Annotated in this window: 1 protein-coding gene; it reads left to right on the top strand. The window is 76.3% G+C overall.

Annotated elements, in window-relative coordinates; genetic code table 11:
* Positions 1-257, top strand: a 257-nt coding sequence (locus D455_RS31200; RefSeq protein ID WP_040685025.1) for a hypothetical protein, incomplete at both ends; no start/stop codon positions are given.

Here is a 257-nt window from a genome sequence, read left to right on the forward strand (position 1 = left end):
CCCGGAGGCGGTGGCGATGCTCGACGACGACGCCGACCTGCTGCGCCGGGACCCGAAGGTGCTGACGGCCGAGGCGGAGGCGGCCCAGCGCCGGTACGACACGGCCGAGGAGTCGGTGGCCGCGGTGCGTGCTCTGCGCCGCCGCGAGCTGCTGCGCACGGCCGCCGCCGACCTGCTGGAGGTGTCCTCGACGCAGGAGGTGGGCTCGGCGCTGACCGACATCGCCGCGGTGACCATCGAGTCCGCGCTGCGGCTGG

It is taken from the genome of Nocardiopsis halotolerans DSM 44410, assembly GCF_000341065.1.
GTDB classification, from domain to species: Bacteria; Actinomycetota; Actinomycetes; order Streptosporangiales; family Streptosporangiaceae; genus Nocardiopsis; species Nocardiopsis halotolerans.